The organism is Pedobacter sp. Hv1 (assembly GCF_001412215.1).
GTDB lineage: Bacteria > Bacteroidota > Bacteroidia > Sphingobacteriales > Sphingobacteriaceae > Pedobacter.
In genome coordinates, this window is sequence record NZ_LLWP01000001.1 from 42,673 (window position 1) to 65,836 (window position 23,164).

Genomic DNA, 23,164 nt, shown 5'->3' on the forward strand with positions numbered 1-23,164 from the left:
TTTTAAGTTAATAATCTAGTCAAAGGGTGAAGATCTTGATTTGAGGTAAATCGCCCAAATCCTATTACATCCCCAATCCCTCTGCCATTTCTTTGTTTTTTACCTGGCCTTTTTCCTTACCCATGTTCATATCCAATTTTTGTTCCTTTTGAAAATCCTCCCTTTTTAATGGCTTTCCGTTAAGCTCAAAAAAATTGACGTTCCCATAACGTGGAACCGCTTCAATGCGCATCTTGTTGTCTTTACCATCTACGCCTTCAACGGTCACAATTGGCCTGTTACCATCTTTCATACCAGCAATCACCGAAGCCAGTTTTTCGGGAGTGTCAAGTTCCTTGATTTTGTAGTTCTCCAATTCCTTGCCCAGATCAAAGCCATAATTTTCATTATATTGCCTCAATTTATAATTGCCATACTTGTCCTTTGGCTCTTTAAAATCAATAGCACTCCAAGCCTTGTAGCGTTCACCTGCTCGGCTTACCATATCATCACGGTAAACCGCTCGGCCCTGAAGCATATTGGAAGACTGCACCACATTGAAACCAACGCCCTTATCGACGTACAAAGAATTGGTCAACGCTGGACTGTAATAAGTCTTGGCGAATTCCTTTTCCACAAAATCCACTTTACCATCTTTCATGGTGGCAAGTGTAGTCTTGGATTTCAGGTCTTTGCTGATCGCTAGTTCTACATTGCCCTTTTTGGACTTGAAATAATCTATCGCCTCTGTCGGGCTATCGATCTCCCTTTTTGAATTTGGGTCTTTGGAGATCACAAAATATTTCAATCCTTCTTCCAATGGTTTCGCCTTGCTCAAAGCCAGGTCATAGCGATTAAAATAGTAATAGTCGGACTGGCTGGACTGCTTAAAGTGAAGGTTCACATCTAGCTGCCCCTTATCAGATGGCAATCTACCCTTTACCTCAAAGGAAGGCAAGTTCAATTCCATTTTTTCTTCCATTTCTTTGATGAAATGATCATCAAACTTCAGGGCTTTAAGTTCGCCACGAAGATTTTCAAGATTGTTTTTGTTCATATTGATTGTATCTTTTAAATAATAATAATGACCTGTTTCGATGATTTCGGGCAGTTCCTTACCCTTTGAGGCAGTTAACATGTTCTTTAGGAAAGGTTCGATAGGTTCTACATACCAGTCGCCATTTACCGTTGCATGTCGCTCGGCATTTTCTTTTTCATAAAATGCCATAATTTCATTACCGGTATAAAGATCTCTATCCCTTGGATAGGTGATGTACTCATAGCCTTCCTGATATACGTCATTCAGAAATTCCGCTGTGCTCAACAAATCATCTTTCCTAAATTTCATGGCGGTTCCTATTTTGTTTTTCTGGTATTATCCCTTAAAAGAAGTGGATATCCAGCTTTGAGGTTCTGTTTGATCCTGCCAATTTTTTTGGTCAACAGCTGTTTTGCCGCATCGATGCCCGCACCAGCAATCTGGGTGGTGAGATCAAAGCCAGTCATTCCAAAACCGCCGATCATATCGGTTGTGCCCGAATTAACCGCATCGGTGAGCAGGGCTTCAGGTGCATTAATCCCTGTCATAGCATCCCTTTTATCATAGACCGTTAGATTTACTGGAATGACCGAAGTGCCAAGCCTAATATTCCTAATTTCAAGGTTTAGCCGCTGGTTGGAAAAAACGGCAAGGCCGAATACCGAATGGCCTTTGGGGATTACCTGCCCGTTGATGCTTACCGTATCTAAAAGTCGAAGTTCCACCACCGATCCCTGCCTAGCTTTTTGGTTGTTTGCAATGACGGCAGGTATTGCCCTGAAAAGGCTATCGGGCAACGAAATACCAACTTTTAACGTTTGCTTCGCCAATTCTGGATTTTGTATGGCAATAAGTTTATCCATCATCGAACTGAGCTGTGCCATTTCGGGATCTTCATCCTTACTGCTTTGCATATTTTTCATCAGTGACTCCAGCTTGGCAACATCCCTTGACATTCCTGCATCTGAAGAACTGGCTCCCCTATAACCATCAGTGGAAACCTGCTTCGGGGCAACATAAGGAGCATTGATCTGTTTGTTGATCGCCGCTAGTTTCTCATCGATCTGTTTGGTCTGCAAATTCTCCTGCTGATCAAAACCCAACCTTTTAGAAATGGTATTCAAGCCTGATGTATCAGCTTTTCCATCCTTATCCTGCTCATAAATGGCAAGCTTATCGGTGGGCTGGTTATTTTTAAACTGTGCCTCTGGCAATTTGGTATTGATACCCTGCGCCTGGATTTCACCTTTGCTTTTATCGCCCTTAAATTTAAAAAAATAATAACCCAGACCAGCTAAAACCAATACCAGTACGGGCAATAGCACAATCAGTTTCTTTTTATCAAATTTTAATCGGACTTGTTTTTTTTGAGGTTCTTTCAATGGCTCCTCGATACCTTCTTTTTCTGTGTTCATATCTGAATGTTTTAAGTAAATAATTAATAGAATGCCTGCCAGAGCAGGTAAATGCAGTAACTACCAAAGCTTAGGCAAAAGGCTGTCAATAGAAGCTTCCAACGTAGATCTGTCCAGTTGCTGCTTTTACGATTAAGGTAATCGGCAACTTTTCGCTGGATTTTAAGAATTTGGCCAGCAATTCCTTTAGCTATTTTTTGCTGCCGCTCTGCCAGCTTCTTTCCTTTCTGTTTTTTAAATAGGTTCATGGAAATCGGTTTTCGTGTTCAAGTCTGTATTCATTACCGTTTCCCATTTTTGGATCAGAAAACCGTGCGGATTGTTATCCGATCTGGAAACATTGCGCAAATAGCCTTGGGTGACCAATTTTCTGACAACTGTTGAACTAGATCTAATGAGTTTTTGGGTAGCAAAGCACCTGAAATAATAAGGGTAGTTTGCAAGATCTACTTGAATGCTGTCCACCTCGATTTCCTGTGAAATATTGGCGGAAATGATATTGTTATAATATCCCGCCTCTTTCAGGTTTTCATAGCTTTTTCTGGCGGTTTCATCAGCTAGGTTCAGCGCATTGTTAATGTGCGTATTGATCACCTTTTGATCGGGATCAAGGGTAAAGAACCAGTGGTGGAACATCTTAACATGGTCACGGCCTTCAACTGCTACATTGTCTTTTCTTTCGGCAGAAAAAGCCTCCAAAGCCTTACCATTAGCCAGTATATAAATATGCTTTTGGCTGCTCTGCACCATTGCAAAGCTTTTCCAGATCGCAAAACCCGAAACCAAAACGCAGGCAGCAATAAGAAATAGGCTGAACCTTTTGATATGCTGAAAAGCGGTATCAATATTTTTGAGTTGTTTAAACATAGCTAAGATTTAATTTTATCCTTGAAATAATTACTTCCCGAAGCCTCTGCCATCCCTTCGGACAGGTTAGATTTGGCATTATCAAATCGATCTAGGATCATTCCAGCTCCACTTTGAGCACCAGAAATAGCTGTACTTGTTCCGCCAGTAACCAAACTGTTGACCTTTTGCAGCATGGCATTGCCTCCGCCAGCATGGACGATGTAATTGGCCACATTGGGAACGGTAAAATAGCCTACGATACCAATCACCATGAACACCAAATAAGCGCTATCGCTGGAACTAAAAAAGGTATCGCCCTGCTCGCCGATCTGTGAAATATCAATCTTTAACATATTCTGCTGGATCTGACCGAGAATACTGCCAAAGATGTTGGCTACGGGAAGCCACATAAAAATATTGACATATCTGGCGATCCAAACTGTTAGCGTATGCTGAAAGCCATCAAAAACCGCAAACCCGAACACCAATGGGCCGAGAATGGCCAACACGATCAGGTAAAAAGTTCGGATGGTATTGATGCAAAGTGCGGCAGCTGCGAATAAGACCTGCAAGACTTCTGACATCCATTGTTTGATGTTATTACGGAAATTGTAGCTCATTCGATCCATCTCGAATTTGATATCGTTGCCCAATCCCTCGAACATACCTTCTTCCTGCCGATCCGGATCTTTTGGATGTGAATACCGATACCATTTATCAGAATCTCCATTTCCACTGTCCCCCACATACATCTGCCAGGCCTTCGATTTTTTGACTGCTTCTTCCTTTTGTTTGAGAAGGGCGGCAATCGCTTTATCACTATCCTTGACCATACTTCCAGTTGCAGAAACAACTGGTTGGAGTACACCATTCATTACAGCAATCACCATTGGAAATAGCACGATCGCAAGGCCGAGTGCAAAGGGGCGCAACAATGGGTAAAAGTCAACAGGTTCGGCATTGGCAAGGTGGCGCCATACCCGACTAGCGATATACCATAACGCACCAAAACCAGCTAGCCCCCTTGCAACACCAATCAGTTTGCCGCACAGTGGCAACATCTCGTTGTACACCCTGTCAAGAACGGACTGCATTCCAGATATACTACCTGCAACACCCTGCGCATTAGAAATACTGGGCAAAAGCATGGCTAGAACCGCAAGTAATGCGGTTATTTTAATTGTTCGTTTCATAGCTGGTTATTTAGGTTTATAGAATTGCTGAAGCCCCGAAACATCAAGTTTTTCCCTTTGCCTTTGAACATTAAGGATACTCGTCTTTCGATTAAAACTTCTTAAAAAAATGAGTTTATCCTGCGTATCGGCGTGGAGCCTGTCGATGACCTGCAAGCGCTCATCATCATCCATTCGCAATTTATTTGCAGTAATCACAGTTGCCAACAAATCGAGATTATCCAAGCTTTCGTCAGCCAGTTTGCCATAAACCTTACCCAGATAATTCAGTTCTGTTGCGTTAAAATTACCACCCGAACTAAACCGTTTCAAGGCCGACCTGTATTCAGATACCATATCCTTCTGATCGGAAATGATCTCTGCAATCTTGTAGTATTTTCTAACCTCTGGACTGACCAACATCAGTCCATCCAGAAAGACCTCATGCAAAGAGAAATTACCCTGCGCAATATTCTTGACCGAATTGTAGCCCTTAGAAACGATCTGATACCCTTTCTTCATATCAGAAAGAATGTTTTTGAGCTGCGCCAATTTCTCTACGTTCAATAACAGTTGCTGTGCTTCCTGTGATTGCGCACGGGCAGAACATAGGTTAATACAAAATATCACCAAAAACATAAATAGATAGCTAATTGATTTCATAATACCTCCTCAAGTTTTCGATGGAACGTTGTTCGATCTGCTTCTGTTTGATTAAAAGAGTAGCATCATTGCAAAAATCCTGCGTAAAAGCCGACCTGTCCATCATTCTCTCATGGATTGCAGCAATCCTCTGCATCCGTTGACCGTCTTCCATTTCAAGTTTTCCCGAGGTAATTACCAACAATAGTTCTCCCAGATCATTGTAACAGGCGTCAATAATGCCATCTGCAACCAGCGAGAGATAACTTAAATGTTCAGTTCCAAGCTGGCCGTTTCTTCGCAATGTATTAAATGATCGGACGATTTCCAGCTGGTAAGCCAGTATTTCTGCAATCCTGAAATCACCTGCAACTGCGGGACTGACCTTTTTTAGCCCAGAAATAAAGGCATTGTGCAGGTTAAACTCACCACTAGAAATATCCTTGATGGTAGAAAGTCCAGAACCTACCACTTCATACCCCTTCTTTGCATAACCGATGTAGACCTGAAGCGCAGCAATCTGGCTTAAAAGATACTTCTGTTGGGTCTTTTTCTGCCTGAACCATTCCGAAAAATTTTGTGCATTTGCACTGGTCATTGATGCCGTTAAAAACAGGAAGGATAACAGTGCAATACTTGTTTTTTTAATTGATTTCATAAAGTTCTTTTAAGGTTTTAATTTCGATTGCCGTTTTTGCCCGTTGGATGGAAAGGGTAATGTTCTGGTCGTTGAACTGCTTCAAATCAGAAAAATTCTGATCCATTCTGCTTGCCGCCTCGCCAATCAGTTCCAGTCTCTTGGCATCGTCCATTTGGGTCTTAAAAGAACTCACTACCATAAATACCTGATCCAGATTTTTTACACTGGTTTCCAAAATACCCCTGTAGACTTCTTCCATATGCAGAATTTCATCAACAGAAAAATGCTTGTCTCGCTTGAACAATGAGATTGCCCATTTGTATTCCTGCAGGATTTCCGCCTGTGTTGTTGCCAGATCCTTCACCCGTTTATAGGTAGAGATGGCTGATTTTACCCTGACCAGTTCATCATAGTATCCAGCATAGAGGTTGCGCTGTCTGTTTGTCCAGTCCGAAATTTCGTCCAGTTTGAATTTACTGAGCTGGTTCTCGATTACTTTTTGAGCATTCTGTAGCCAGATTGTTTCATTTTGGAGGCGCTGAACCTTTAGGTCGATCGCCTTGATCACTTTTTTTACGCCCGCCTTAATCACCTCGGCAATCGCAAACTGCGCATTTGCCCCAGTGGGCAAAGCGGTAAGCAAGACCGTCGCACTTAAAGGCAGTACGACCATATAGGTTTTTATCATATTCTTAAATTTTTTCATAGCATTGGCTAATCGTTTTTAATTCGTTTGTATTTGCGTTTCCCAACCGTCATTACTTCTTTATGCCCATCAAAGGTGATTACCTTGCCATTACGGCTTTCGGTCATCACTTGTGTTGCAGGATCATAGCTTGCAGTCCATATTTCGGTTTCATGCTTCAGTTCTCCCTGTTTACCATCGTCATCGATCAGACGGAACCCCGTACTTCTGAAAATTTTATACTGCTGGTCATGATCCAATTCCACGCGAAGGGTATCATTTGCGGTACTTGCCTCGCTACCTGCCGAGTTCACATAGATACCTGCCATTTGCTGATCGGGACTTCCAGCACAACGGACAAAAAATAACAGAGCTGAAACAATAAGCGTAAAAGAGCCGATTGATTTGAATTTGTTTTTGAATGTTTCCATGATTGATAGAATTAAATGGTTAAAAAATCTTTTTTCCGCTAAGGAGCTCCGCCGCAAGTACGGCGATGCCACGGGCGATATCGCCGTACTTGTCGGCATAGGCCTGCACCATCATCTTTTCGCTTTCTTCGGTCGTATAGGCTAAGTATTCATTTAAACTCACTTCTGTTCGGTAAACTTTGGAGCACTGTGTACCGAGTGAAATGAATACCTCCTTGTACTTTTTGGTGGGATCGTTGGCCTTATTCATCGACATAACCAAAGCCTTTTCCATATCGCTAAGTCCCAATAGCGCCTGTACATCATCAAATTTGTTCTGGTATTTGCTCTGATCAAGCAGTATCTTACAGTCCGCATTACCGATGATCGCCTTTTTTACAATGGCGGAACTGAGCATATCCTCGATCTCCTGAGTAACCACGATCGCCTCGCCAAAAAACTTGCGCACTGTTTTAAAAAGATACTGGATATAGGCACCCATACTATCCTTTGCTATGCTTTTCCATACTTCTTCCAGAAGTAGCACTTTACGGATGCCCTTCAGTTTTCGCATCTTGCTGATGAACATTTCCATGATAATGATCGTAATGACCGGAAACAAAATAGGATGGTCTTTACATTTATCAATTTCAAAAATGACTAGCCTTTGGTGTAATAGGTCAAGATTCTCGGTCGCATTGAGCAGGTAATCAAATTCGCCACCCTTGTAGTATGGATTAAGCACGTACAGAAAATTATCGATGTCGAAATTGCGCTGCTGTACCTTTCCATTTTCCAGTACCTGCAAGTATTCCTCCATCAAAAACTCATAGAATGAATTGAAACATGGAAATACTTCTTTATGCAGGTTCAGGTATTCATAATAAAGGGTCAAAGCGTTGGAAACCGCAACATATTCTGCCCTGGTATAAGGTTCATCGTCTTTTTTCCAAAGGGTGATCAAAAGGGTTTTGATACTTTCCTTTTTCTCGGTGTCCAGTTCATCGCCCTCTCCAATAAAAAATGGATTGAAACGGATCGGATTATCTTCTGAATAGGTAAAGTAATAACCTCCGACCAGATCGCACAGCCCCTTGTAGCTATGACCAACATCGACGATTACCTGATGGGCACCCTGTTCGTAGTAACTTCGCACCATGTGGTTGGTGAAAAAACTTTTTCCCGAACCACTCGGACCGATCACAAACTTGTTCCTGTTGGTGGTGAACCCTTTTTTCATCGGTTCATCTGAAATATCCACTTGAAGTGGTACGCCCGAAGTACGATCACCGAGCCTCAAGCCAAATGGGGATATGGAAGAACGGTAACTGGTTTCCATGTTGAAAAAACAGCTGGCCTGTTCGGCGAACGTATCAAAAGTGTCGTTCATTGGGAAATCACCTGCATTGCCTGGCATTGCTGAAAACCAGAGCTGCGCCGCTCCATCGGTTTCCTGTTTACAGATTGCATCCATAGCCGCCATTGCAGAACCCACCTTGTTTTTCAGTCCAGCGAGTTCCGTAGGATCATCCGACCAGGCCATCACATTAAAATGAGCCTTTACGGGCAAACGCTGCTGACCGATGGCCTCATTTAGAAAATCGTTGCAGGCATCACGGGAAATCGAATTTTCTCTTGAATAAGCAGAGAGGGAATGTAAACGGAGCTTTTTGGCTTCCAGCGCTTTTAGTGTTTTTTGACCATCACTAATGAATACAAATTGGTTAAAAATGTGGTTACAGTCCAAAAAATGCCCTAATGGTGAAGCAAAACCGATACTGTATTTGGTCTTGTCGGTCGAATATTTATCATAATTGATACGGCTACCACAGAAAGTGGGCAGGTCAGTCGCATCAGAAAGACAATAGAGTTCTACCTGTTTATCCCCAACACGAATACCATCTTTGATATGTACATCACGGATCATTGGGGCTTCATTTGCACCAAGCAAAAAGCAATATTTTTCGATGATTCCTGGCGAATTTGCCGAGCCCGCCAACTCATCATCGTTAAGCCTTTTCAAGGTAAAAAGTCCACTATCTGTCAATATACTTTCAAACTGACCGCAACAGGAAAGAAAATTCTTAAACAGCCGATCATCCATTAACCCAGCAGGTGCAACCGATTTGCGAAGGATATTGCAGTAAGCAGAAGTAGCAAGCTTGCGGTCTAATGGCTGCTGGGTCAAAAAAATATAACAGCTATGATCCAGATATGGCCTTTCATTGAAATGCTTTTCTGAAGCAAAAGACAATGCACTTTCACTGACTGAAATAAAATCCGCCTTTACTTTTGCCTTTAGGTACCAGTCCGCTTTGTGAACGATCATTCCAGCCTGCAAGACCCTGATTGCTTTTACAAATGACTGATGTGCCGCCTCAAAGGAATCGGCTGAAAGTGTTCCGGTTTCTGGCAGCTCCAGCTTAAAAGCAATCGTTGCATCACCTTGCATGGAGATCATCGTACCGTTTTCAACTTTCCATATTGGTAGGATTTTTTCGATATCTATCATATCCCAGTCCTCCCATTGTATTTTAACGAAGTGAAAACCCTTCTTGAACTGAACCTGATGTATTTGGGGAGTCCACGTTTTGCTGTCCACTTTAATAGGCCGTGTACACCAAAGCGTTTAGATAGGCCGAATACGGTATAAAAAAGACCACTACCGAGACCTAGTATCGTTGGTAGTATCACATACAACGGTACGTGGGAGATGTAGAGTGTCACAAAGATAAGCAGTAGCATCACTAAACCTACAGCCAAATAGGCAATATACTGCCCATATAATCCCCGAAACTCGATGGGCTTATTTACGCCCTTATTGATTTGATATACTGAACTCATATTTTATGTTTTAAATCCCTGATCTTACCGCAATGACCTACAACACGGCTTATAGAATTTATGGGATCATGCGCTATGTAATCCAAAGCGATAGAAGATCGAGGGTTATGAATTTATATGCCGAAGAATGATTTAAGTACGGTGGCCACTACCACTAAAAATATACAGGAGCCAAACCAAGAAGCGGCAACTTTGTTGGTATCGGGTTCTCCAGCGTTCCACTTATTGAAAACCTTAATTGCCCCGATCACGCCCACTACTGCACCGATGGCATACATCAGGTCGCATCCCGAATCAAAATATCCCTTTACTTTATTAGTTGCTTCCTGTATGCCAGAATTTCCATCCTGGGCAAAAAGGGAAATGCTACAAAGCAGGTTATAGGCACCAAGGATAAACGAAAAAAGCAGGAACTTGGCGAAATTCTTTTTTTGAGGGCTATGCTGGTTATTGATATTGCTATTCATTGAAAAGATTTAAGGTGAATGGATAAAAAATTAGCTTGCTAGTGCCAGAGGTTTTCAAGCTCCTCGGCAGAAAGATGAAAGGGTACGTGTTCACGGATAAACTCATTCAACAGCCCAACCGAATTACTTTCCGCCACTTTAGGGTATTTCTCCCTGACCAGTCTAAACATGGATAGAAAATCATCCTTGCCACCATCTTGTTCTTCCAGTACTTTGCAGATTTCTTTGATTTCCTGTTGTACATCCGACAGATCGCCAAGCTTTTCAGCCTTGTTAGGATCATCAGCAATAACGAAGCTAAAATCATCTGCTTCCACTACGCTAACGCCATCTTCCAGTGCTCTTTTACCCATCAGCTCTTCTGCTTCCAGCTTGTCTACTTTGCTATCCCACCTATGTGGAAGTGAATGAGAACTATCCGTTGATTTCTTTCGGTAAAAAAGCCAGACCAGAAACAGCCAGAGTAGTCCGATGATGACCGCAGCCAGTATACAGGTCTGCGATGAAAATAAATTTATCATACTATTTTGCTTTATTTCCCGCAGCTTCATTGCCACGGGAATTGTGAAAGCAAAGGTTCAAAGACCCAAAAATCCTTTATCTCTAGTAGTGATAAATAAATCTTAAAACCAGCTTTAAAAGCTTAGAATCGATCATATATGATCATCCTCTTCCATGTAGGAGATCATAGCCCGTTGCATAATTTCCAGAAAATGGGTACGGCTTAAGCGCTTGCGCCGCTTGATCTCACGGAACCGATTGGCCGGGATGCCAATTTCTACACCAAAGCTTTCCTCTAGCCAGCGAAAGATGTCCGCTAACGATGCCTTTTCGTCATTTACCTGTTTAGATAGATATATGGCATAACCGAGTTCAACCAGATTGACGATTTCTCCCGTCCAGTCAAACCATTTTTTACCTCTGTTTAAGGGTAAAGTCACATTTCCAGTTACTTCGTTATCAAGGCTTTTTATAGCTTCAAGGATATACTCCTGCAAAAGTTCGTAGGCAATGAACTGCGCAAAGAGATAATCGCCATTGGTTGAAAAATCGGGATCAAGTTCTGGGATTTCAGAAAGGTAAAATGGCTTGGTCTCTACTCCACGAAGAAAAAGGGTATCGTCCATTTCAGTATACCCAGCTCTGTAATACTGGTAATGGAAAGCGTGCTGGCGGAAGAACCTGCCGATAAAATGCAATTCCTCCAGATAGAATTCACGAAGCTGATCATCTGTACCCACGGGCTTTTGGTGAAGCAGGGTGAAAAGAGAAACATGGTAAATTTTTAATGCATAATATTCAGGTTTTTCAAACTTGAAGAAATAGATCTCTTCCATTTTGTCCTTGAAAGCTACCGAAGTCACTTCCAAACGGACTTCCAACAAAAAATCGTTGATCAAACTGAGGCACTGGCTAAACTTTTCAACAAGGCCGAGCTTATCGGAGCTAGTGATCGTTTTTAACCTTGAACGCAGGTTACGGAAGGATTGCTTTGCATTATTTTTACGCATAGGGATAAATTTAAGTAAGCCCCGCCGATGGACATTTCACCTGAATGCCCTAACCGATCGGCAGAAAATTAGTATCATTTAACCATAGGCCTTTTTGTTTTTAAACCGCTCATTACAACCTCATCGAGGTATGGCAAATGTGTCCGGTAAGACCTAAAAATCCCTACACAAAAGGGTGTATTTCCACTACATCTTTGGAAGCATTTTATGAAAAGGCTCTTTTAAACCAATACCAAGCGCATTTTCAGATCATTCTCCTTATATTTTTTGACGATTAAAATTGGAATTCTAAATAATAATTTTTATTTGACGTATGTACATACGTCATTAAATCGCAAGGGTTGTGCGAATTTTCCATCATGGACTGGAAAGAGGAAACCAAACTTAATTTTGGAAATCACCTACTCAAATTATTGGCTGAATACGGTGAGAAAAATAAAGTAAAACCATCGTTAAGGCAACTCTCTGTGAGGGCAGATCTGGAATATAGTCAAGTGCAGAGAATATCGAAAGGGCAAGTTGATTTGGCGCTAACAACCATCGTGGCTCTGGCGCAGGGTTTGGAAGTCGAACCATCCAAACTATTAGAATTTTAAAAGAAAATTGCTAAAACTATTCGGTCTCTAATTTCCGCATCAGCTCAAGTCTGTTACTAACATCGGTTTTGTAGTGGATATTTTGTACATGGCGGGAAACCGTAGAAGTTGCAATAAACAATTTTTCTCCAACCTGTTCCTTGGTCAGACCTTGTCTAAGTAATCTAATGACCTCTATTTCTCTTGGCGTGTATGGATATTTCAATAGATTTTTTTCGAAAATCTCCTCATAAGGAATAGCCAGCTCACCAGCCTTCAGCCTTAAGTCAATAATTCTTGCCCGTCGAACTGATCTGACAAAAAATATTATCGTAACCAGTAGAAAACCAAGATTGGTCACAATAGCTTCTATGAGCTGGGAAACATGAAAATAAGCGAAAACCGACATACTTACCCAGGGAATAACCGCACAGTATACCGCTATGATTTCCAACCTGTCTATTACATATCCCTTTTCATTATATGCGGCAAACTGTCTTCTGATCGCTTTCAAGATGGCTATAATGATCACAAAAGAATAGAAGAACGGCACAATCATTCCATAGCGTATGGCATATTCCAGATCGCCCTTAGCAAGGTATATTACCCCGAAGAAGATCAGGTAGGGAAGCAATAGAAAAAGAGGAACCCCATATAGGGCATGGAAACGGAGGCTTTTCAGGTTGAAACATTTGTAGAAGAAAAACGGGAAATAGGATGCCATCAAAAATCCAGCACCGTAGGCAATGATATTTTGAAACTGAACTGAAATAAATCTGATATTTGGATCAGGGAAAAATCCGCCCGTTGTGTTATAGAAGATAAGTAGACCAAGCAAAATCAGATACCAGAACCTGCATTTCTCTGATGGTCGATATAAATAGTAAATGAACTGATGAAAGAAAAAGAGAAGTTCTAAAGAAATAATAATAGCGGTCAAAACGAACATTTGTGTTCCTGGTATGAGCATAGTCGTATATTTGGCAGATAAAAAACATATTGATTGCAATAACTGGGGCTACCTTTTCAAAAAGAATAAGGTATAGCCAAAAGTAAGTTCGTCGTAAACCTCGAAACCAAACTTTCTGTACCAAGGGAGGTTTTCGATGGTTGAAGTCTCCAAGAAAATCTGTCGATTTTCTGATACAGTTTTAACGATCACCTCTTCCATTAACCTCTTGCCCAAGCCAAAATGCTGATATTCCGGCACCACACCAATAAACCATAGGTAGGCCATTCGTTGATCAGGGCGTACATCATTTATCCTGCTTTCACGTTTAATTGCCTTGAACACATTTCTAAGACCTATTCCTTTAAAAATCAGTTTCAGATCCAGCCACACCGACCTGAATGTTGTCCGCTTTAATTCTGGATATAGCAGCAATACACACCCCTTACGGTCGTCGCAAAGAAATACCTCGCCAAAAAGACGGCAAATTTCAAAGGAATACTGCATCAGTTCATGAATGCGAAACATCTTCAGTCCATCTTGGGGAATCAGATAGTTCACGCTCTTGTTATGTAAAAAGGCAGCTGTTAAAATATCGGCTACCAAAGATTTATCATTCAAATTTGCTTTTTTCATGTAGGTGAGGATTAAGTAAAAGAACTTATCAAAAAAGGGACTTACCAATCCTGGCAGTTTCCCCTTTAACTATTAACTATTATAACCTAATTTATTCTCACTCTCAATGAATTATTTTGCTCACCAATCCAGTCGTCATAATTTCTGAACGTCCCACCAAAAAGGCATTTTTTGTAAAAAATCGAAATGTTATCCAAAATTCTTTAGTTTCCCCATTCTGTGTATCTGGCATTCTTTGTTGAAAATCTATCGGAACCAAATTTAGTTCTTGAATTTTTTCTATAAAGAAAGGGAGGTCACTTTCTCTAACTGCGACTTGTAATATTGGTTTTGAAGTTTCAAGCGCCCCTTGATCAAATCGTCTTAAGCTCTTACAACTTGAACAATAGAAAACAAAAAGACAAAGCAGTAGCTTAGCTGTCTGTAAACAGCGATTTATAATATTTTTTTTCATGCTATTTTAATTCAATATTAGATTTTGATATTTAGCCATTGGTCAGTTTTATTCGTTTAATCATTTTGCAATCTTTGGCTCAACCGATTCTTGTTACTTACTACCTTTTGAAATCCAGTCGGCTGGCTTCTCATCTTTTAAATAATAATCAAACCATTGTTCTATTCGACTTGTAATATCCTGCTGGGTAATTGGATTGCTTATAACATGACCTTCGTTTGGATATAATAACATGGTGCTTTTTTTTCCTAGTCTTCGAAGCGCTAAATAATATTCCATACTTTGGTGAGGATCAACCTGAAGGTCATTTTGCCCACTCCATAAAAGAACTGGGGTACGAATATTTTGAACATGGGCTATAGGAGAATTAGCTTGATATGCCAAGGGTATTTCATATGGCGTTCCTCCCATATTCCATTGTTCACCTTCAAAACGCCACATATCAGGCCTTCCAGATCTCTGACCTAGCGTATGATAAAAACTGTTAAGGTCAGTTATTGCACCGCTTGCTATCGCAGTAGCGAACAATTGCGTTTGTGTAATAATAAATGCAGTTTCGTACCCGCCAAATGAGTGTCCAATCAATCCGATTTTAATTGGGTTTACCAGACCTTTTTCAATGATTTTTTTTGTAGCTGAAATAACACAGTCTGCTGCGGAAAGCCCTGGAGATCCTTTCTCAAGCGAGATATCTGGTAAAAAAACAAAGTATCCCTGAGAAGTAAAAATATTGCTATTAAATCCGCCTTCATTTCTATAGGTGGGCTTAACATAAATATGAAGTTCATTGGACTGAATTTCATAAATGTTAACAATCATTGGATATTTTTTGAGGGGATCATAATTAGCTGGGTAAATTAGCACCCCTTTTAACTTTTGTCCTTGAGAATTATTATATTCTATCAATTCTGATTTACTCCAAAAATACTTTTCCTGCTGTAGATTACTCTTGAAAAAAGCGATGGGCTTAATGGAAGTACTTGTTGACATTAATCGGGGGGAGAGATCAAATCTTTGTTCTCTAAAGAATATCCTTCCCATTTTTAAACTGTAATTTAATTCATCAACGTAACTATCTCCGTATACGATTGGCTTTTCACCACTATTGCTGCTCCACTTGTAATATCCTGTTTTTCCATCTTCACCTTTTGCTCTCAAAAACAAGATTTTAGTCATATCAAAAGTTTCAATTAGTGGCCCGTCATAGGTATAACTCTGTCCAGTTTTGTTTGGGACATTAGCTATACGATAGCTAATCCCAGCTTCTCGTCCCCGCGTCAATCTTTTACAAGATGCCCCGTCGGGTGTGATTGCCCAAACATCATATTGGTCATAAAGTAAAATCTCTTTATCGGCAATGCTCCATCCTGGGTTGCCATAAACAAATTCAGGGATTAGACTTCTTACTTTGCCGGTAAATTTGACTTCGATATTTGCCGTGATATTGGTATGGTGCTTAGTGGAAAAATTATAAACCCACCAATTGTTGTCTTTAAAATACGCAAAATATTTTCCGCTTGGAGAAGGATTAAGCGTGCCCCTGATATAAGGTTGGTTCTTTAAAAGGATATTTTTTTCAAAAGTTTTAAAGTTCATAACGTAAAAATCCCTCGTGCCACCATCATTTTTGAACTGAGGTTCATATTCCTCTGGATTTGATAAAATAGCATTTTCTAAATTCCCATTAAGTGTGACCTTAGGGAGTTCATTTGATGTTATGGGACTAATTTGGTTTGATAGCGGTAACCACAAAGCCATTTTAGGTTGTGTCTGAAAATTTCCCTCTCTCTGTTGTTGCTTAAAAGTTCGTTTGTCGTTTGTATTCCAAATCTCAACTTTTGAGATTTGTTTTTTTTTTGGATTATCTACTTCTGTTTGAAAATAGAAGAATACCCTTTGCAAATCGTCGGAAATCGATATGCGGTTAAAGGTTTCATAGACGATGGTGGCGTTAATTGGAAAGTTTGGTGCTGATTTTGGATTAATTTGATATAACTTATCTTGTCCCAAGATATAATAAGAAATGGCAGTAATGGTCTTATCAGTAGCTTGACTAAGGAAAATAAACGAACGACCATCCTTATTCCACGTAAGACCAGTAAAATAATCTACGCTGTCAATTACTAAATTCTTTGTATCATTTAGATGTTTAAGATTAATAAGTGATAACGCACTTTTGTTATTGATAAAAGTAGAGAAAACAAGCTGGTGGCCATTTGGACTGACCAAGAAATTAGTTACATCACCAATTTTTTTATATGAGTCTCCAATTAAAGAACGAATGATTAGGTTATTTTTTTGATTCCCAGGCATCAACATAATCAACTGATCTGTTTGCTCACAGTAGGTGAATTGTTTTGCCATAGATATAGTTTCCTTCTTTCCAGTTTTCAAATTTAGAATTGCTATTTCTTCTCCAATTTGACATATAAAAGAACCATTTTTGGTAAAGGACGCATTGTCGCCACCTGCAAAAATGTAGGTTTTATTGTTCTGAATATTTCGAACAAATAGGGTGTCGTTACCATTTTCATAAGTCATTTTATAACTTGCCCATTCTTCATCAGGAGAAATTTTATCTAAATGAGCTTCTCCCCATAAGTTATACTCAGAAGACTGCAATTCCTTTTTTTGTATTACCTGCCCAAATGAAGGGCAGGTAAATACTGTCAAAATTGATAGCAATACGAATTGAAACAACCAGAAAAATAAATTCTGTTGTACTTTGATAAATGTCATAATGATTTTTTTATTTAACTATATCTAATGTCAATATCCAGGGTTCTGTGGACGTAAATTAGGGTTGGTGCTAAGCTCCTTTTGAGGAATAGGGAATAGCCGATCAGCACTATTCCATCCTGGTTTTACGATTGACAAAACTTGATCTAGTTGGTCGTTACGCTTCAAATCAAAGAAACGGTGTCCACGTTCTGTAAAAAGCTCCCAACGTCGTTCCTGCAAAATTGCTGCTAAGAGATCCGCTTTAGTCAATGCTGGAGTACCACCAAGTCCAGCTCGAAGGCGTATTTTATTCAAATCCTCTTTAGCTCCTGCTAATTTTTCTTGTTGCGCTCTTGCTTCTGCTCTAATTAGATACTGTTCAGTTAAGCGAAAAACGATAGAATATTCTTTTGAGGCAGTGGTAGTACTTCTTTCTTTATATTTATTAGGATGATACCATGTTGTTGTGCCATTTGTTATAGCTTTAATCCAATTGGATTTGCGTAAGTCGTTACTAGTAAAAGAATTTACTAAATTGGGACTTAAACTAACTGCAAGTGGTGGCCCCGAAATAAATATGAAAGTAGCGCCATCTGCGGTATTTTGCCCGGCATTTGCAGATTGCAGCTGCCATAAAGTTTCTTTGGAACCAATTAGAAAGACATTGTTGATATTATCTTCAAATGAAAAAAGTGTCGTTTCATTTATTAAAGACGAGGCGATATTCTCTGCCTCAATCCAAGACTTTCCGTAAAGATAAACTCTCGAAAGTAAAGCCTTTGCTGTAGATTGATTTGGCCTTATTTTATTACTACTAATATAATTTAATGGCAGGAGTTCGATTGACCTTTTTAAATCCTCAATTATCATTGCATAAACTCCCTCGGTCGAAATTCTTGATACATTACTGTTTGTTGTGTAGTTTGACTGAGTTATGTAGGGAATATCACCAAAAAGATTTACAAGATAAAAATGCAATAAAGCCCGAACAAATAAGGCTTCTCCCTCCAATTGATTCTTCTGCTCAGATGTAAGAGTTTTACTGTTCCTAACTCCTTCAATTACTAAATTTGAAGAATATATTTGATTATATGTTAGGTTCCAATAGTCTGTTACCGTAGTGTTTGTTGGCAGAAGTGAGTTATTGAAAAAATTATAATTTGCACTAGATTGATTTGCATAGCTCACCAATTCATCGGAATAAATCGCTAGCTGATTGGAAATACCAAAACTTGTCCCAGTTAATAGGCCTTTATCCCTCATTTTGGAATAAACATCTGTCATCGCAATTGTTGCTGTTTCATAACTATCAAACACAGCATCGTTTGTTAGTTGCGATTTTGGCAAATCAACGTCAAGAAAGGATTCGCAAGAACTGAAGCTTAAAGCGATTATTACGCAAACCACAAGAAAATATTTTGTAGAAGAATGATATATAGTTTTCATATTAATACATTAAAAGGTTAATTGGATGCCCGCGGTAACAACTTTAAGTGGGGGCAAAAATCCATAGCTGATAAACTCAGGATCGCCATCTTTGTACTTAGTAAAAGTCAAGAGGTTTTGACCTTGGAGGGATACTTTACACTGAGTACCTTTCAATATTAGTGGTAACTCATAGGAAAGCGAAACATTTTTTAAACGTATATAGGATGCATCAACAACACTCATATTACTTGCAGAATACAGCGAGCCACTCGTAATTGCACTACTATTATTTCCGGTGGTAAAAATTTGGTAGGGTCCAGTATCTCCCGATTTCAGCCAACTTTCTAGAACCCTCCAAGGTTGATTCGTCATGTCTCCATTATATCCTATTGGATAGCTGTTATTTTTTTGCTTAACAAACTGAAAAAGAAAATCTAAATTCCATTTTTTAAAAGTTATCTGATTCTGAATACCTCCAAAATATTTCGGTGTTAAATCTGCTATAGTTTGTTTGTCCTCTGGAAAAGATATTCTGTTATCATTGTTGACATCTACAAATTCATAGACTCCAGTTTGAGGATTTATACCTTTATACTGATATAATAACTGAATATCTAAAGATTTACCAATGCGATATTGTTGGCTGTATCCCGAGCCTTCCAACCCTGGAAACCGAATGAGTTTGTTCTTGGAAGAACTGATATTCAGGCTTGTGGTCCAAGTTAAATTCTTAGTCTTTAAGTTTTCTGTACGCAGTGTAAGCTCCAATCCGCTATTTTGCACTGTCGCATCTAAATTGGATTGCAATAACGTAAAGCCCGTTGTGCCAGGTAATGGTATGCCGACAAGCTGGTTGGACGAACGGTTTTTATACCATGCACCAGTAAAAAATAATCGGTCCTGAAGAAAGCCTAACTCTAATGCAATTTCTAATTTCCTGTTTGTCTCCCAGGCAAAATTAGGATTATAAAGCCGTGTTGGTTGAAGTCCTATAGTATTACCGTATGCAACTCCTGAAGTTGCGTATGTATTGAAAAACTGATAATCGCCAATCTGGTCACTACCTGTTATACCATAACTTGCCCTAAGCTTTCCAAAGCTTAACCAAGTATTGTCTTTTAAGAAATGTTCATTAGAAAACAACCAAGCAGCGCCTAAAGCACCAAAAGTAGCAAACCGTTTATCAGGGCCAAACCTACTTGACCCATCTCGTCTGGCCGTGAGATTGACAATGTAACGTTGGTTATAATTGTAATTTACTCGACCGAAAAAGGCTTGATACTTGTATTGCGTAATATCACTGAGTAATACTCTTACAGTTCTTGCTGCAGCTAGACTATAGATTAGGCTGTTTGAACTAAATCCAGTTCCAGATTGATATAACCTGTCTGTATTCTGACTTTGAATGGTAGCTCCTAATAGCACATCAATTTTTCCTGCCCTTAACTCTTTACTCCAATTGATTTGGGGTTCAATAATCCAAGATAATCTGTTGGTATTATTAAAAGTTATAGTGGAATTTGCACTACTAGGGTTTAATGCAGGATTTCCCATATCAGAAGGAGTTACCCGTGATTCTAGTGTACTAAGATCAGTAAGGCCAAAGCTACTTTTCACCACCAATCCTGGCAGTAATTCATAAGATAGAATTGTATTTGTTATTAAGTCATTTGTTTTAGCCTCAAATTTAGCCTTTAGGTTTCTCAAAGGATTATCCCATGTACCATTTTCCCAGTTCAAATTTCCTTTAGAATCATAGAGTGCTGGAGCATTAGGTGCTAGGGAGCGTGCATCATAGGTAAAATCAAATGATGGCTGATCATTGTTCTGTCTGATATAGTTAATTGAAAACGCCATTTTAAACTTATGGTCATCTGATTGATGAGTAAAGCTGGCTTGAACTCCCCCCTTCCTGTATAGGAAATCACCTGGAAGCACTGTAGATTCAGATCGATAATTGCCACTAATGAGAAATTGACTATTAACGGTTCCACCAGATATTGTTCCCTGAATATTGTTGATTTCCGCACTCCCTCCTAGGAGTTCTTTTTGCCAGTCAGTATATCGATTCTGATCCCAAGTATCGTTGATATCATAATCCCATTCATTATAATTACTTAAACCATCATTTATAAAGGCCTGTTTACGCATGGTTAGATATTCCTGTGTATTCATAAGCTCCAGAAATTTTGTTACCTGACCAGCACCTTTATATGAATTGATTGAGACTTTTGTTTTTCCTGGCTTTCCTTTTTTAGTAGTAACTAATATAACGCCATTTGCACCTCTGGATCCATAGATAGCTGTTGCATCTGCATCTTTTAAAACTTCAATACTTTCAACATTATCGGTATTAATACTATTGAGTGGACTCGCAATGGTTGGGAAGCCTGTTGTTGTTTGAAAAGCACCAATAGGATCCGATGCATAAGGTACACCATCAATAATGTATAATGGAGAATTTCCGTCCGTGCGAATGCTATTTCGACCTCTAATTTTGATATCGAAACCTCCACCAGGCGTTCCGGTAGACTGAGTGATGTTGACACCTGGCATTCGGCCTTGCATAATTGCCAATACATTATTTACAGGTTGTGTCTCTATATCTTTAGAAGTAATCCTAGAAATACTACCAGTTCTTTCGCCGTCTTTAACGGTATAATATCCAGCGTTAACCGTTACCTGATCCAATTTTCCAACGGCTACTTCCATTCTTAAAGTACCTAAATCTTTAGAGGCTTTTACTTCTTTAATTTGATAACCTAAATAAGAAATTTCCAGCGTGGCATCATCTGCGATATTCTTCAGAGAAAAAACACCTTCACTATTAGAAGTAGTAACAGCGGTAGTTCCCTTGACTTTTATTGTTGCACCCGCAATAGGCTGACCAGTTTCGTCAACCAATTTACCTGTAATATCAATGTTCAGAAATTGGTTGAATATCTTCTTCTTTTCCTTTATGACAATTGTTTTATCTTCGATTGAATATGATAAGGACTGATCGCTTATGCACTTATCAAGAACGGCTTCCAATGACTCATTATTGGCCGAAATGCTAATTCGTTCTTTTTTGTCTAATAATTCCTTGTCATACAGAAAATCATAACCCGTTTGATTATGTATTTCTCTAAAAACCTTTTCTAGTGATACCTTTTTCTGGTTCAACGTAACACGTTGGGCAAGACTTGCAGCGCTGACCTGCATTAGAGTAGCAATCAATATAACGGTGGTTAGTCGCATAATCAGCCATATTTTAGCGATATGCCGATTTGGCATACCAATTTTATTAGTATAATTTTTATACATTTGTTTAGTTTGGTTTAAGCAGTTGCCTTCTAGCTTCGAATCTTTAGGTACTTGCGGTAAAACAGTTGATTTTATTATTAACGATGCCGAACATCGACCAGTCCCGATCACCATCGGGATTTGGTTTTTTTAAGCCTTAGCTTTCCTTTCGTATAAATTTCCTCATGTTGTTAAGTTAGGTTAATAGTTTATTGATTATATGTTTATAGTTCTGGTTACTTGCTTACATACACTTTTTTGCCGCTAATTTTAAAGTGTACTTTATCTGTCTTTTCCATAAGTTTAAGAATAGCAGATAGATTTTTTGTCCTTGACAAAAATCCTCCCAACTTGAAATTATCAGGCGCATCCACTTCATAGATAATTTCAACATTATACCATCTGGCAATCTTGCGCATATTGGTTCTAAAATCATCATCCCTGAAAAGAAACTCGTTATTTTTCCATGCAACTATTTCCTCTGTTTCAACCTCCTTTATATTCAGACGATTATCTCTAAGGATCGCTTGCTCATTTGGCTTTAATATTTCTTTCTGAGACCCAGTGTTTAACTTAATACTGCCTTCCAATAAAGTTGTCTTTATAACGGGCTCGTCAGCGTAAGCATTCACATTAAACTGAGTTCCGAGTACTTCTATTTCTTGCTTTGCTGTTTTGACAATAAAAGGGTGAGCCTTATCTTTAGAAATCTCGAAATACCCTTCTCCTGAAAGTTCCACTTTACGTTCTTTTAAACTGGCGAACGAGGCAGGATATTTTAGCGATGAGGCCGCATTTAAAAACACGAGGGAACCATCAGGCAAACGCACCTTAGTTTGTTCCCCACGTGTAGTTGACAAGGTGTTATATTCTAAAGTTCCAGAGTTGGCTCCCGAAATTTCATAGATTATTTGACCGTCGGCAGTTTTAGAAATCTTTATTCCGGACTGACTCGCAATATTTCCAGTATTAGCTTCACTAATCAGAATTTTTTGTCCATTGGCAAGCGTAAGGGTAGCCCCATTCTTTCCAGGATTAACATCATTTACATAAACTGGTTGTTGTTCTACTTGGCTATTAGATTTGTAGAAGTAAAAACCCACACCTGCTACCAATACTATCGAAGCCGCCGCGACCATTCGAGGCCACAATTTTTTCTTTACGATCTTATTATTGACATTCTGATCGTGCGCATAGATGTATTGCAAAAGCTCCTGTTGCTTGGTTTCTTCAAGTTCTAATCCTTCGCTTTGATTAGCAAAAGAATCCGAAATCAAGTCCTTTATCTGCCCTTCATAGATAGGATTGCTGAGATAATCCGACAATTCACTTTTTTCTGTCTCATTGATAGATTCCAGAAGGTAACTATTAAGCAGTTGCTGAAGTCTATGATTGATCTTTTCCATTAATGTTATTTTTTAATTAAGAATATCTTAACCATTTGATAACATTGACCCAGAACT

Annotated in this window: 22 protein-coding genes; 1 reads left to right on the top strand and 21 read right to left on the bottom strand. The window is 39.4% G+C overall.

What is annotated here, in order from left to right; all coding sequences use genetic code 11:
* Window positions 1–64: 64 nt before the first annotated feature.
* From AQF98_RS00195 to AQF98_RS00260, 14 genes are all read right to left on the bottom strand, one after another.
* Entirely contained in the window at window positions 65–1,327 is a 1,263-nt protein-coding gene (locus AQF98_RS00195) for a hypothetical protein (protein ID WP_055129899.1), read from the bottom strand.
* 8 nt (window positions 1,328–1,335) lie between these two features.
* Window positions 1,336–2,433 carry a conjugative transposon protein TraM gene (gene traM / locus AQF98_RS00200; RefSeq protein ID WP_082434858.1) on the bottom strand — a complete coding sequence of 366 codons (1,098 nt, stop codon included), beginning with the start codon at window positions 2,431–2,433 and terminating at the stop codon, window positions 1,336–1,338.
* Between the two features lie 23 nt (window positions 2,434–2,456).
* Complete coding sequence (locus AQF98_RS00205; protein ID WP_055129900.1) at window positions 2,457–2,681, bottom strand: hypothetical protein; 225 nt, start codon at window positions 2,679–2,681, stop codon at window positions 2,457–2,459.
* Window positions 2,668–3,300, bottom strand: a complete 633-nt coding sequence (traK, locus tag AQF98_RS00210; RefSeq protein ID WP_055129901.1) for a conjugative transposon protein TraK — start codon at window positions 3,298–3,300, stop codon at window positions 2,668–2,670. The genes AQF98_RS00205 and traK overlap by 14 nt, the downstream gene beginning before the upstream one ends.
* A gap of 2 nt (window positions 3,301–3,302) precedes the next feature.
* Window positions 3,303–4,475: a conjugative transposon protein TraJ gene (gene traJ, locus AQF98_RS00215; protein ID WP_055129902.1), complete on the bottom strand. Its 1,173-nt coding sequence runs from the start codon at window positions 4,473–4,475 to the stop codon at window positions 3,303–3,305.
* A gap of 6 nt (window positions 4,476–4,481) precedes the next feature.
* The gene (locus AQF98_RS00220; protein WP_055129903.1) at window positions 4,482–5,117 is read right to left on the bottom strand and encodes a hypothetical protein; all 636 of its coding nucleotides are present in this window, start codon (window positions 5,115–5,117) and stop codon (window positions 4,482–4,484) included.
* The gene (locus tag AQF98_RS00225; protein ID WP_055129904.1) at window positions 5,104–5,754 is read right to left on the bottom strand and encodes a hypothetical protein; all 651 of its coding nucleotides are present in this window, start codon (window positions 5,752–5,754) and stop codon (window positions 5,104–5,106) included. Before AQF98_RS00225 ends, AQF98_RS00220 begins: the two co-directional genes overlap by 14 nt.
* Complete coding sequence (locus tag AQF98_RS22080; RefSeq protein WP_235524154.1) at window positions 5,741–6,442, bottom strand: conjugal transfer protein TraI; 702 nt, start codon at window positions 6,440–6,442, stop codon at window positions 5,741–5,743. Before AQF98_RS22080 ends, AQF98_RS00225 begins: the two co-directional genes overlap by 14 nt.
* An 8-nt stretch (window positions 6,443–6,450) precedes the next feature.
* Window positions 6,451–6,852, bottom strand: coding sequence for a hypothetical protein (locus AQF98_RS00235; protein ID WP_055129905.1), 402 nt, complete (start codon window positions 6,850–6,852; stop codon window positions 6,451–6,453).
* A 19-nt stretch (window positions 6,853–6,871) separates the two neighbouring features.
* Window positions 6,872–9,343 (bottom strand): TraG family conjugative transposon ATPase, encoded by a 2,472-nt coding sequence (locus AQF98_RS00240; RefSeq protein WP_055129906.1) that lies wholly within the window; start codon window positions 9,341–9,343, stop codon window positions 6,872–6,874.
* Complete coding sequence (locus tag AQF98_RS00245) at window positions 9,340–9,675, bottom strand: DUF4133 domain-containing protein (RefSeq protein ID WP_055129907.1); 336 nt, start codon at window positions 9,673–9,675, stop codon at window positions 9,340–9,342. Before AQF98_RS00245 ends, AQF98_RS00240 begins: the two co-directional genes overlap by 4 nt.
* A gap of 113 nt (window positions 9,676–9,788) precedes the next feature.
* On the bottom strand, window positions 9,789–10,142 hold the full coding sequence (locus AQF98_RS00250) for a DUF4134 domain-containing protein (RefSeq protein WP_055129908.1): 354 nt from the start codon (window positions 10,140–10,142) through the stop codon (window positions 9,789–9,791).
* Between the two features lie 38 nt (window positions 10,143–10,180).
* Window positions 10,181–10,693, bottom strand: coding sequence for a hypothetical protein (locus AQF98_RS00255; RefSeq protein ID WP_055129909.1), 513 nt, complete (start codon window positions 10,691–10,693; stop codon window positions 10,181–10,183).
* Between the two features lie 102 nt (window positions 10,694–10,795).
* Complete coding sequence (locus tag AQF98_RS00260; RefSeq protein ID WP_055129910.1) at window positions 10,796–11,653, bottom strand: RteC domain-containing protein; 858 nt, start codon at window positions 11,651–11,653, stop codon at window positions 10,796–10,798.
* A 359-nt stretch (window positions 11,654–12,012) separates the two neighbouring features.
* Here AQF98_RS00260 and AQF98_RS00265 point away from each other — a divergent pair, with 359 nt between their 5' ends.
* On the top strand, window positions 12,013–12,249 hold the full coding sequence (locus tag AQF98_RS00265; protein WP_055129911.1) for a helix-turn-helix transcriptional regulator: 237 nt from the start codon (window positions 12,013–12,015) through the stop codon (window positions 12,247–12,249).
* A 16-nt stretch (window positions 12,250–12,265) separates the two neighbouring features.
* On the opposite strand, the gene AQF98_RS00270 is transcribed toward AQF98_RS00265, so the two are convergent.
* The 7 genes from AQF98_RS00270 to AQF98_RS00300 form a co-directional block, all read right to left on the bottom strand.
* Complete coding sequence (locus tag AQF98_RS00270; RefSeq protein ID WP_055129912.1) at window positions 12,266–13,198, bottom strand: LuxR C-terminal-related transcriptional regulator; 933 nt, start codon at window positions 13,196–13,198, stop codon at window positions 12,266–12,268.
* Between the two features lie 48 nt (window positions 13,199–13,246).
* Window positions 13,247–13,813, bottom strand: coding sequence for an N-acetyltransferase (locus AQF98_RS00275; protein ID WP_055129913.1), 567 nt, complete (start codon window positions 13,811–13,813; stop codon window positions 13,247–13,249).
* A gap of 103 nt (window positions 13,814–13,916) precedes the next feature.
* Window positions 13,917–14,267, bottom strand: a complete 351-nt coding sequence (locus tag AQF98_RS00280; RefSeq protein ID WP_055129914.1) for a hypothetical protein — start codon at window positions 14,265–14,267, stop codon at window positions 13,917–13,919.
* Window positions 14,268–14,360: 93 nt separating this feature from the next.
* Window positions 14,361–17,006 carry a S9 family peptidase gene (locus AQF98_RS00285; RefSeq protein WP_055129915.1) on the bottom strand — a complete coding sequence of 882 codons (2,646 nt, stop codon included), beginning with the start codon at window positions 17,004–17,006 and terminating at the stop codon, window positions 14,361–14,363.
* 30 nt (window positions 17,007–17,036) lie between these two features.
* Complete coding sequence (locus AQF98_RS00290; RefSeq protein WP_055129916.1) at window positions 17,037–18,434, bottom strand: RagB/SusD family nutrient uptake outer membrane protein; 1,398 nt, start codon at window positions 18,432–18,434, stop codon at window positions 17,037–17,039.
* Between the two features lie 9 nt (window positions 18,435–18,443).
* A complete protein-coding gene (locus AQF98_RS00295) occupies window positions 18,444–21,722 on the bottom strand; it encodes a SusC/RagA family TonB-linked outer membrane protein (RefSeq protein ID WP_161805826.1) in 3,279 nt (1,092 codons plus the stop codon).
* Between the two features lie 215 nt (window positions 21,723–21,937).
* Window positions 21,938–23,107 carry a FecR family protein gene (locus AQF98_RS00300; RefSeq protein WP_055129917.1) on the bottom strand — a complete coding sequence of 390 codons (1,170 nt, stop codon included), beginning with the start codon at window positions 23,105–23,107 and terminating at the stop codon, window positions 21,938–21,940.
* Window positions 23,108–23,164: the final 57 nt, after the last annotated feature.

What these genes read in the sequence shown, in the direction of transcription:
- AQF98_RS00255 (WP_055129909.1), bottom strand. Translation starts at nt 10,693, where the DNA reads ATGAAGCTGCGGGAAATAAAGCAAAATAGTATGATAAATTTATTTTCA.
- AQF98_RS00220 (WP_055129903.1), bottom strand. Translation starts at nt 5,117, where the DNA reads ATGAAATCAATTAGCTATCTATTTATGTTTTTGGTGATATTTTGTATT.
- AQF98_RS00260 (WP_055129910.1), bottom strand. Translation starts at nt 11,653, where the DNA reads ATGCGTAAAAATAATGCAAAGCAATCCTTCCGTAACCTGCGTTCAAGG.
- traK (WP_055129901.1), bottom strand. Translation starts at nt 3,300, where the DNA reads ATGTTTAAACAACTCAAAAATATTGATACCGCTTTTCAGCATATCAAA.
- AQF98_RS00270 (WP_055129912.1), bottom strand. Translation starts at nt 13,198, where the DNA reads ATGCTCATACCAGGAACACAAATGTTCGTTTTGACCGCTATTATTATT.
- AQF98_RS22080 (WP_235524154.1), bottom strand. Translation starts at nt 6,442, where the DNA reads ATGAAAAAATTTAAGAATATGATAAAAACCTATATGGTCGTACTGCCT.
- AQF98_RS00285 (WP_055129915.1), bottom strand. Translation starts at nt 17,006, where the DNA reads ATGACATTTATCAAAGTACAACAGAATTTATTTTTCTGGTTGTTTCAA.
- AQF98_RS00240 (WP_055129906.1), bottom strand. Translation starts at nt 9,343, where the DNA reads ATGATAGATATCGAAAAAATCCTACCAATATGGAAAGTTGAAAACGGT.
- traM (WP_082434858.1), bottom strand. Translation starts at nt 2,433, where the DNA reads ATGAACACAGAAAAAGAAGGTATCGAGGAGCCATTGAAAGAACCTCAA.
- AQF98_RS00280 (WP_055129914.1), bottom strand. Translation starts at nt 14,267, where the DNA reads ATGAAAAAAAATATTATAAATCGCTGTTTACAGACAGCTAAGCTACTG.
- AQF98_RS00295 (WP_161805826.1), bottom strand. Translation starts at nt 21,722, where the DNA reads ATGTATAAAAATTATACTAATAAAATTGGTATGCCAAATCGGCATATC.
- AQF98_RS00195 (WP_055129899.1), bottom strand. Translation starts at nt 1,327, where the DNA reads ATGAAATTTAGGAAAGATGATTTGTTGAGCACAGCGGAATTTCTGAAT.
- AQF98_RS00290 (WP_055129916.1), bottom strand. Translation starts at nt 18,434, where the DNA reads ATGAAAACTATATATCATTCTTCTACAAAATATTTTCTTGTGGTTTGC.
- AQF98_RS00225 (WP_055129904.1), bottom strand. Translation starts at nt 5,754, where the DNA reads ATGAAATCAATTAAAAAAACAAGTATTGCACTGTTATCCTTCCTGTTT.
- AQF98_RS00275 (WP_055129913.1), bottom strand. Translation starts at nt 13,813, where the DNA reads ATGAAAAAAGCAAATTTGAATGATAAATCTTTGGTAGCCGATATTTTA.
- AQF98_RS00235 (WP_055129905.1), bottom strand. Translation starts at nt 6,852, where the DNA reads ATGGAAACATTCAAAAACAAATTCAAATCAATCGGCTCTTTTACGCTT.
- traJ (WP_055129902.1), bottom strand. Translation starts at nt 4,475, where the DNA reads ATGAAACGAACAATTAAAATAACCGCATTACTTGCGGTTCTAGCCATG.
- AQF98_RS00245 (WP_055129907.1), bottom strand. Translation starts at nt 9,675, where the DNA reads ATGAGTTCAGTATATCAAATCAATAAGGGCGTAAATAAGCCCATCGAG.
- AQF98_RS00265 (WP_055129911.1), top strand. Translation starts at nt 12,013, where the DNA reads ATGGACTGGAAAGAGGAAACCAAACTTAATTTTGGAAATCACCTACTC.
- AQF98_RS00205 (WP_055129900.1), bottom strand. Translation starts at nt 2,681, where the DNA reads ATGAACCTATTTAAAAAACAGAAAGGAAAGAAGCTGGCAGAGCGGCAG.
- AQF98_RS00300 (WP_055129917.1), bottom strand. Translation starts at nt 23,107, where the DNA reads ATGGAAAAGATCAATCATAGACTTCAGCAACTGCTTAATAGTTACCTT.
- AQF98_RS00250 (WP_055129908.1), bottom strand. Translation starts at nt 10,142, where the DNA reads ATGAATAGCAATATCAATAACCAGCATAGCCCTCAAAAAAAGAATTTC.